Origin of the sequence: Frankia sp. Mgl5, from assembly GCF_023242985.1 — a bacterium.
In the GTDB taxonomy this organism is placed as follows: Bacteria; Actinomycetota; Actinomycetes; order Frankiales; family Frankiaceae; genus Parafrankia; species Parafrankia soli.
Map to the genome: position 1 here is coordinate 1 of NZ_JALKFY010000339.1, position 238 is coordinate 238.

Below are 238 nucleotides of genomic sequence, written 5' to 3' on the forward strand. Positions count from 1 at the left end.
CTCTTCACATGGCCTGCGGCTGCAGGAACGGCCGCTGTATAAGCTGGAAAGATTCGATGTAGGGGAGCTGTTCCACGCCTCTTTAAAGCGGGCTGTGGAACGAATGAACGATGACCGTCTGGAATGGAGCGGTTTGACGGAAACAGATAGCATGCAGCTGGCCAGCGAAGTGGTCGAAGAGATGGTGCCGATTACCCGCAGCAATATCCTGATGCGCACAGCGCGATACCGCTACATG

The 238-nt window shown here is 55.5% G+C and carries 1 protein-coding gene; it reads left to right on the plus strand.

Going from position 1 to position 238, the window contains the following annotated elements; genetic code table 11:
- Positions 1 to 238: PD-(D/E)XK nuclease family protein (locus tag MXD62_RS09595; protein ID WP_248829003.1), on the plus strand; the 238-nt coding region annotated here is incomplete at both ends.